Annotated in this window: 8 protein-coding genes; all 8 read right to left on the bottom strand. The window is 49.9% G+C overall.

Annotation, left to right across the window (positions count from 1 at the left end; genetic code table 11):
• Positions 1–918: ABC transporter ATP-binding protein (locus H5U36_07045; GenBank protein ID MBC7217880.1), on the bottom strand; the 918-nt coding region annotated here is incomplete at its 3' end.
• Positions 919–972: 54 nt separating this feature from the next.
• Positions 973–2067 (bottom strand): ABC transporter ATP-binding protein, encoded by a 1095-nt coding sequence (locus tag H5U36_07040; protein MBC7217879.1) that lies wholly within the window; start codon positions 2065–2067, stop codon positions 973–975.
• 252 nt (positions 2068–2319) lie between these two features.
• Positions 2320–3057, bottom strand: a complete 738-nt coding sequence (locus tag H5U36_07035; GenBank protein MBC7217878.1) for a carbohydrate ABC transporter permease — start codon at positions 3055–3057, stop codon at positions 2320–2322.
• 100 nt (positions 3058–3157) lie between these two features.
• Positions 3158–4042, bottom strand: coding sequence for a sugar ABC transporter permease (locus tag H5U36_07030; GenBank protein MBC7217877.1), 885 nt, complete (start codon positions 4040–4042; stop codon positions 3158–3160).
• Between the two features lie 122 nt (positions 4043–4164).
• Entirely contained in the window at positions 4165–5568 is a 1404-nt protein-coding gene (locus tag H5U36_07025) for a sugar ABC transporter substrate-binding protein (GenBank protein MBC7217876.1), read from the bottom strand.
• Positions 5569–5703: 135 nt separating this feature from the next.
• Complete coding sequence (locus tag H5U36_07020; protein MBC7217875.1) at positions 5704–6432, bottom strand: acetoacetate decarboxylase family protein; 729 nt, start codon at positions 6430–6432, stop codon at positions 5704–5706.
• Positions 6433–6538: 106 nt separating this feature from the next.
• Positions 6539–7984, bottom strand: coding sequence for an NAD-dependent succinate-semialdehyde dehydrogenase (locus tag H5U36_07015; GenBank protein ID MBC7217874.1), 1446 nt, complete (start codon positions 7982–7984; stop codon positions 6539–6541).
• A partial coding sequence (locus H5U36_07010) for a hypothetical protein (GenBank protein ID MBC7217873.1) occupies positions 7981–8928 on the bottom strand: 948 nt, incomplete at its 5' end. The genes H5U36_07010 and H5U36_07015, both read right to left, overlap by 4 nt.

Below are 8928 nucleotides of genomic sequence, written 5' to 3'. Positions count from 1 at the left end.
TTCCACATCCCCGGAAAAAACGGTATCCTTCTCGCAAGTTTCGCAAACCTCTAAGTCTTCAGGCCGGACTCCAAGGATAACCGCTTCGCTGCTCCCCCATCCATTGCTCAAATGAATGCTATCTGGAAGTAACACTGAGAAGTTCTGTCCGATCAGAAAGACACGCCCATCTTTTGCAGAAACCCGACACGGTAAAAGATTCATCGGTGGTTCACCTATGAAGCCTGCCACGAAAAGCGTTCTCGGTCTGTCATACAACTCAACGGGGCTGCCAATCTGTTCCAGTCGGCCTTCATTCATGACAGCAATCCTATCAGCCACAGCAAGTGCCTCCGCTTGATCATGAGTCACCATTATCATGGTGATCCCAGTTTCCTGATGAAACCTTTTGAGAAATACCCTCATCTTCACTCTTTGTCTGGCATCCAAATGGGATAACGGTTCGTCAAGCAGGAATACCACCGGTTCCCTAACCAGCGCACGGGCTAAGCCAACTCTTTGCTTTTGGCCGTCTGAGAGCTGGGATGGCTTCACTCTGGCAAGATTCTCGATCTCCAATACCTCTAGTACCTTTTGAACACGTTTTTTAATCTCCGCCTTACTGACCCGGCGAGCTACCAGTGGAAAGGCAACATTATCCCAGACAGTTAAGGAAGGGTACAACGCATAGTTCTCAAAGGCCATTGCAACGTTTCTCTCGGCTGGTGGTAACTTTGTTACCTGCTTGTCATCAAAGAAGATTTCTCCAGCTGATACTTCCTCGAGCCCTGCGATCATCCGCAAGGTCGAGGTTTTACCACAACCGGACGGACCTAATAAAACGACGAACTCCCCGTCACGAATATCAAGCGAGAGATCTCTAACAGCCTCTACCTTGCCATAAACCTTCCATACGTGCTCGAGTCTTATCCGCGCCAAGTGTACTCACCTACTTGTAAAAGAATGAAGATTAACATAACGAGTCCTCTTAATCTACTCGAAAAAAAGCACAACGTGATCAAGATAGGGCACTAACCAGATAGCTTGGTTGACGTCGAAATGGGATTCCCTGCTTGTAACCACCTGCACAAGCACATTGTTCACTAAGCAGGTTAGAATATTTTTTCGACCGACACTCTCCGTAACGTACACTGTACCTCTAAGACAAGGTACCGAGGGTTCCCTATCCCACACCTCCAGATGCTGCGCTCTGATGCCCATTGTTACCGTCAGCGACACTGGCTCATCAGCTTTCTTAGTAGCAAACTCGTGGTACTTAGCCCAGACTGTTGGAGGCAGCATTAACTCCTGTTCACCTATTCGCAGAACACCTATCCCATCCCTAACAACGAAGATACCTTCGATTAGATTCATTGGTGGCTCTCCCACAAAGTCAGCTACAAACCGTGTTGCAGGCCTTAGATATACCTCGCTTGGAGGTCCTATTTGTTCTATCTGTCCAGCACGTAGAACCAGAATCCGATCGGCCATTGCTAAGGCTTCTCTGTAATCGTGTGTAACATAAATTATGGTGGACTTAAGTTGCCGACACATCAAGGTAAGTTCTCCACGCATTCTGTGCCGCAATTTTGCGTCAAGGTGTGCTATCGGTTCGTCAAGGAGGTAAACCCGTGCTGGTTTTATCAAAGCACGACCCAGTGCCACTCTCTGCCTCTGGCCACCACTTAACTGGCCGGGATATCTATCAAGCAAATGCCTTATTTGGAGCATATCTGCTATCTGCTCAACTTTTTCCTCTTGGTCGCGCCGCGGCAGTTTTAGCGCACGCAAGGAACTCGCCAGGTTCTCGCGGACAGTAAGGTGGGGATAGAGATGATAATCTTCAAAGACCATCGCAACTTGACGGTCCTCAGGAGCCCAGTTCGTCACACGAACGCCATCGAAATACACTTCACCAGCAGTAGGCACTTCTACTCCAGCTATGATTCGCAGAAGCGTCGTTTTCCCCGCGCCTGAAGGACCTAGTATGACAAAAAACTCTTGATCACGAACAGTAAAGGACACATCATTCAGGGCCTTTACGTTCCCAAAGCATTTGCAAAGATTTCTTACCTCTACTTCAGCCACTATCTCTTACCCCCTACTCGAAACAACTATACGCCAAGTTACGCCCTAATGTTCTTGAGTCTTTCCGCCTGACACACGATGACCACTTCTTTTCGGCCGAGCAACGACCACCATGGCCAAGAAAGCAGCCACTGCAACGATAGTACCAAACCACATTGGAATAAACCTCTCCAAGTACTTGAGCCAGAACAGGCAAATGAAAACGAAGAGCACAGCCCCCCAAAATACGCGATCACCCATGCTCAAGCTCCTTCACCCCTTTACCGCACCAAAAGTAAGACCCCTTACTATGTACCTTTGCAGGAATAAAGTGAACACAAGCATAGGGGTTACTGTCACGGTCGCGGCTGCACACATTGGCCCCCAAAGAATTCCCCGTTGAGTCCAGAATCCCGCAACACCAACAGTTACGGTTGTAGCCATAGATCGGGTTAAGAGGAAAGCAAATAGGAATTCATTCCAGCTAAACAATAGACAGAAAATGGCAGTGACAGCAAGACCAGGGGCTAGTAGGGGAACAACAACTTTCAAGAGCACCTGGAACGGCGTATAACCATCAATTCGGGCTGCATCTTCAAGACCAACCGGGATATCCTTAATGAACGTCATAAGTAGCCAAATTGCAAACGGCAAATTAAACATCGTGTAACAGATGATGAGACCAAGCCTTGTATCGATGAGACCAAGGGAACGGAAGATAAGAAAGTATGGTATTACAACAGCAATAGGAGGGAACATTCTCGTGGAAAGGATAAAGAAGGCCAGTTGACCACCTCCGACGTTATACCTGGCAAGGGAATACGCAGCTAAAAACCCAAGCGCACAAACAATCGCGGTAGAAGAGACAGACACGACAAGACTGTTAAGAATGTACTTTCCGAAATGGCTTTTTTCCTGGAGGTAAGAATAGTTTTCGAGAGTTGGGGAAAAAACTATTTTCGGTCGAGGGGTAAGTATATCCAGTGGTTGCTTAAAGGAGGTACAAATCATCCAGTAGATTGGGAAAGCAAAAATCAGTGCAATAATGAATGCGAGAACCGTTGCGGGTATGTTAACCTTTAACCTACCTGTAAGTCGGGTATACACGAAGTTATCCCTCCCTTCCAGCAATCCTATTCATAACCCGTATTACCAGGGAGCTGAGAATCATCATTGCGTATAGGAAGAGAAGCGCAATAACAGCGGAATAACCCATATCCCAGTAGGCAAAGGCGTTTCTGTACAGATACCAACTTAGTGTTTCTGTGGCAGTTCCTGGGCCACCACGCGTCAGAGCATAAATTGGGTCATAAAGCCGCACGGCATCTATGACCCTTAGAAGAAACACAAAAAACCAAACGGGAGCTATCATGGGTACAATAAGCGACTTAAAAACGAGCCACTTAGGAGCTCCATCCACTTGAGCAGCTTCAAATGGTTCTCTTGGAAGTGCATGAAGAGCCGCAGAAAGCACAAAAGCTACAAACGGTGTCCACTGCCATACATCGAACAGAATAATTGCAAACATCGCGATGGATGGCTCACCAAGCCAATTTCTCCTGGCCAACCCAATTCGTTCCACCAGAAAGTTAAATATCCCAAAGTCAGCGTGGTACATGTATCTCCACACTAAACCCATTGCAATAGGAGCAACTGCGACTGGCAAAAGCATCAAGGTTCTAATCAAGCCCTTCCCCGCAAGAGGCTGGGAGAGTAGAAACGCAATAAGTGTTCCCAAAATCATCTCCAGTGAAACAGCACCGAGCGTGAAAAATGCCGTTCTCCCAAGTGATGACCAAAACATCGGGTCATTTAGGGCTCTGCGGTAGCCCGCAAGACCCACAAATAAAGGAGGATTCGGATTCGTAAGTACTTGGTTTGTAAAGCTGAGCCTCAACGTGTAGAATAGGGGGAATAGCGCAAAGAAGAAGATAACACTCATGGCCGGGGCAAGGATGACGTAGCGGAAATACCTGCCTCGCCTTAGTTCGAACATTAAGGATCGTCGGTCTTTATCAATCCTTTCCAACTCCCGCAAAGTCATGATTAAGCTTCCCTCCTCCTCCGGCAGAGGGGAATTGGGCAAAGCAAACCCTACCCAATTCCCCTCTATAGATATTACTGCTTTTGCTCCTGAATAGCCTGTGAGTGGTAAAGTCGTATCCTTTCGGCAAGTGTATTCATAGCTTCTTCTGGAGTCATCTCCCCAGCCACTGCTGCACATAGACATACAGACATTTCTCGGTATATCTTCCCCGCTGCAGGAGATTGAAGCCATGGGTGCTCAATATTGTGTTCAGCGTGGTACTTCAAGATTTCAGCCAAAACCGGGTAATGGCCTGCTACATCGCGGTGTTTCTGAATCTCCGGGTCGAGCAGCACGCTCATAAGAGCAGTGGTACCACCACCAAGGGCAAATTTTCTTTGAGTCTCTGGTCCAGCCAAAAATTTGATGAATTCCCATGCTTCCTTTTTGTTCTTCGAATCACGCGAAATTGCTACCGAGAAACACCCAATAAAAGCTGTATAACCAGGCGCTGGGGCACAAGCAATTACGGCACCAGGGATGTTTTGTTCCGTCTTTACAGCATTTGCCCACTGATCCAGGAACATACCCATAGTCATCGCTATCATGCCTTGTTGAAGCTGTGCAATTACCTCGTCATAGGAGGAGGTCAATGCTCCTGGTGGGGCAAACTTTAACATATCAATGTAGAACTGGGTTGCCTTCACACCTATAGGACTGTTTACAACGACATTCATATCCTTATCCATTACCTCTCCACCCATGGCCCAGAGTATTGCCATCCATTCGTCCTGTATTTCATCAAACCTACCTGCCATCATTCCAACTCCGTAGAAATCGTGCTTCAACACTTCGCCCTTTAGTGTTTGACCAGCCTTACGAGTAAAGAACTCAGCAATGTCCCTGTGCTGTTCCCAGGTTTTTGGCACATCCAAATCGTAACCGTACTTTGCTTTAAAGGCCGCACGCTCTCCAGGGTCGTCGAATAGATCCTTCCGGTAGAACATCCCCGCGGTGAAGGTGTAGTAGGGAAGAGCATATATTTTGTCTTTGTAAGTACAGGAAATGCGCACTAAGGCTGGAGCCACGTCACTGATGTCAAACTCCGACTTAGGTGTCTCGGCGATGTAGCTGTCCAACGGCTCTAACCACCCGGCGTGAGCCCACTCGGCAAGCCATGTACTCTCTACGGTTATAATATCGTACGCTCCAGTCCGCCCCGCCATCTCTATAGCCTCTTTTTCATACATAGTTGCTAAATCCATTTGAACGATTTCAACCTCTATACCCGTTTTCTGCTCAAATTCCTTAACAAGTTCGGCAGCCCAATCTGTATAGAATCCTGCAATAGTGGCCCATCTCAAGACAGTACGTGCTTCCAGCCCTCCAGTCAACAGCATTACCAAAACCAAAAGAACACTCACCATTATCCATTTTTGAGACCTTCCAAGCATCGCCACCTTACCCTCCTTTATTTTATTTTTTCTTTTTTTCACTCCCCACTCTCTCACTGGCTGACAAACAAACACCTCAAAATCCCTTTTTCCCTGTTTCTTTCCCTTCCTTCTTTCTAATCACATTAAAACCACCTCCTACAGGCACAAGCTAAAGTAGGCTCGCACGGTTACTATTTATTCCTCCGGATACCGATAAACAATCTCGCCCAGTGGAAGGACCATGTCGCATATCCCATAGTATCCAGCGATCACTCTCGTAGGCGAAAGGAGATAAGTTGGATCTATTTCTGATCTCTCAAAGCTTACAGACCCACGCCCCTTAAAGAACTCACCGGGGCGAGCCTTAAGCTCAGCCCGAGTAAATACAAGTTGCCTCAGAGGCGGTTCATTTTCAGCAGCCCCCGGTATGTACTTAAGTGAGAAAACCGGTCCAAGGGGAAGTTCAGAGAGCGATGCAGGCTCATCAATCGTGGCCTGAAGCCTCATGATTTTCACTCCGCGACGCTCCACTTCCCCCAGTACAACCTCTTTATCAAAAGTCAGCGATATATTCGCCAGTTTCTTGCAGAAACCCCAGATCTCCCGGCCCCCCGCAAGCGGTACCTCGTGTCCAACGTATAGGAAAGGTTCGTAGGTACCAACGTAATCCTTGTAACGAACCCTTACATAAATGCAGGCCTCCTGGCCCGGACCCTGCGTACCCATTGGGAGGTCGGAGATCCAAGCGATAACCTGGTTGGATATAACCTCCAAAGGTTCGGGAACGACACTCTCAATGGCACTGATATCTGCCTCATACAGTACAAGCAGAACTTTGGCGCCCACCCAGTAAATCGGCGGTTTAGGATACAGCGGAGCAATTATAGGATTCGTATAACCCCAATTAGTTACTTTTACCGGCATACTAACAACCTCCTTTCCAAATGTCCTATGGCATGGAATTTCTGCTAAATTTCCCTCGGGTAAATCTTCCTGAAAAACTTAAGCCTTAGAAATCCTACTTACTCTGTCACATCACCTCCATCTTTACATGCTTCCACTCTAAGTACTCCTCAAGGCCGTGCCAGCCAAGCTCTACCCCCAAGCCGCTCTCCTTCCAGCCCGGGTAGGGGGCATAGAGGCTGTCGGGGTTGATGTTGTTTATGGCCACCGAACCCCACTCAAGGTTTTCTGCAACGTAGAAGGCTTTCCTCACGTCCTCGGTGTAAACATAGGCCACAAGACCGTAGGGGACGTTGTTTGCCTTTTCTATGGCCTCATCGATAGTCGCAAAGGTATCGATGCCCACGATGGGACCGAAAGGTTCTTCCTGCATAAGCTTCATCTCGGGAGTCACATCAACGACAACGGTGGGTTCAAAGTAGAACCCTTTTGCCAGGCGTGGATCGGAGGGCCGTTTCCCTCCGCAGAGAATTCGCGCTCCCTTCGCCTCAGCGTCCTTTACGAATTCTTCCATCCTCCGCACCCCTGCTTCGTTCACCATAGGTCCTACGTCGGGGACGGGAGTTTCAAAAGCCCCGCCGAGGCGAAGCTTCTTTGTTTCTGCCACGAAAGCCTCGATATACCTCTCCTTTACCGGCTCTTCGACGAAAATCCGATTCACAGAGTTGCAGATTTGCCCTGCGTTACGGAAAGCCCGTCGAACACCGTCTTTTACCGCCCGATCGAAGTTGGCATCGGCGAAAACGATGAATGGGGAATGCCCTCCAAGCTCAAGGACGAGACGCTTCACGGTTTTCGCTGAAGCCCTGATGAACTCTTTGCCCGTTGCCGTGGACCCTGTGAGCGCCACAAGACGCACAAGCGGATTCGAGAAGATTTCCTCGCTAATGAGGGCGTTATCCCCGTTCACCACGTTGAGCACGCCTTCGGGAAGCCCGACATCATTGCAGGCCCGTACGAACTCGATTGTGGAAAGGGGCGCCTCGCGGGAGGGCTTCACGATTACGGTACACCCTGCAGCAAGGGCCGGCGCAACTTTCCAGGAAATGAGGCTCACAGGGTAGTTCCAGGCCGCTACAGCGAAGACAACCCCCACAGGCTGGCGAAGGGCGAAACTCCGAAGCTTCAGGGCATTTGAGGGAGGTATTTCCCCGAGGATGTTCATCCCAAGACAGGCGTAGTACTCTAAGCAATCAGCCGCCCCCAGAACTTCCCGCTCCGCATCGGGAAGAGCTTTCCCCTGTTCCCGGGCAAGGAGGGTAGCGATGTCTTTAGCCCGCGACCGAACAAGGTCTGCCGCCTTCAAGAGGAGTCGAGTCCGCTCAACGGGAAGCTTCCGGGACCAGGACCGAAAAGCCCGGTGGGCTCCTTCAATAGCCTGACGGAGTTGCTCAAGTGTCACCTTTGAAACCGTCGCAAAAACCTCCCCGTTCGATGGGTCGGTAACCTCTATGAAGCCCTTGCCTTCCTCCCAGCGACCGTTGATAAAAGAATGGTACGAGAGCACCCCTATGCCTCCTTTCGATATCGTTCAAAAGCCGCCTGGAAAAGATCGTGGAACTCTCTGAAAAGGGCGTACTGTCGACGGTACACCGCCCTGCTCTCCGGGGAGGGAGTGAACCTCTCTTCCACATGGAGCCATCGCTTCCCCAGAGAAGGAACCGGTTCCTGCGTCACTCCGGAGAAAGCAAGCATTGCTGCCCCCATGATACCCCCCTCGGTCTCCTTCAAGGTTACGATGGGCTTCTCGTAGATATCCGCCTTTATCTGGCACCAGAGACTACTCTTTGCCCCTCCTCCTATGGCGTACATTTCCTCGATATTTCTCCCGCTCAGCCGCTCAATTTCTTCAAGGCTCATTTTGAGATCAAAGCACACTCCCTCCATCACTGCTCGGGCAAAGTGAGCCCGGCGATGCTGGGGAAGAATGCCAAAAAAGACCCCTCTTGCCCAGGGCGAACCGAAGAGCCGCTCCCCCAAAAGGTAGGGGAAAAAGAGGAGGCCCTCGGCGCCTGGAGGAGTTTCCTTTGCCTCTTCATCAATCTGGGCGTAGGATGCAGATTGCCCACCCGCAAGGTACAGGGCATCCCGCAACCACTTCATGCTCCCTCCGCCGCTGTCAAGAATCCCAAAGCTAATCCATCCATCCACTGCGTGATGGAGGTTCATGAGGCGAGGAGAAAGGAGGGGTTCCTCGAGGTAAACGGAGACATCGGCTGCCGTACCGGTAACGTCGCAGGAACGTCCCTTTTCAATCATGCCCCCGCCCAAAAGAAGGCACAACATGTCCCCTGCACCGCATACCACAGGAAGCCCCTCAGGGAGCCCAAGAAGAGACGCCATGTCCTTCCTGAGGCCTCCCACCACCGAAGATGAAGGAACAATCGGAGGGAGTTTCTCCCCGTCTACGCCAAAAAGCTTCAAGAGCTCTGGGTCCCACGTCCGGCGCTTCCAAGA

It is taken from the genome of Candidatus Caldatribacterium sp. (assembly GCA_014359405.1).
GTDB classification, from domain to species: Bacteria; Atribacterota; Atribacteria; order Atribacterales; family Caldatribacteriaceae; genus Caldatribacterium; species Caldatribacterium oleiphilum.
Note: the sequence above shows the minus strand (reverse complement) of the source record. Positions and strands in the feature narration are given on the sequence as shown.

Excerpts from the sequence above, each read along its gene's own strand:
- H5U36_07030 (MBC7217877.1), bottom strand. The coding sequence starts at position 4,042 with ATGTTCGAACTAAGGCGAGGCAGGTATTTCCGCTACGTCATCCTTGCC.
- H5U36_07035 (MBC7217878.1), bottom strand. The coding sequence starts at position 3,057 with ATGATTTGTACCTCCTTTAAGCAACCACTGGATATACTTACCCCTCGA.
- H5U36_07020 (MBC7217875.1), bottom strand. The coding sequence starts at position 6,432 with ATGCCGGTAAAAGTAACTAATTGGGGTTATACGAATCCTATAATTGCT.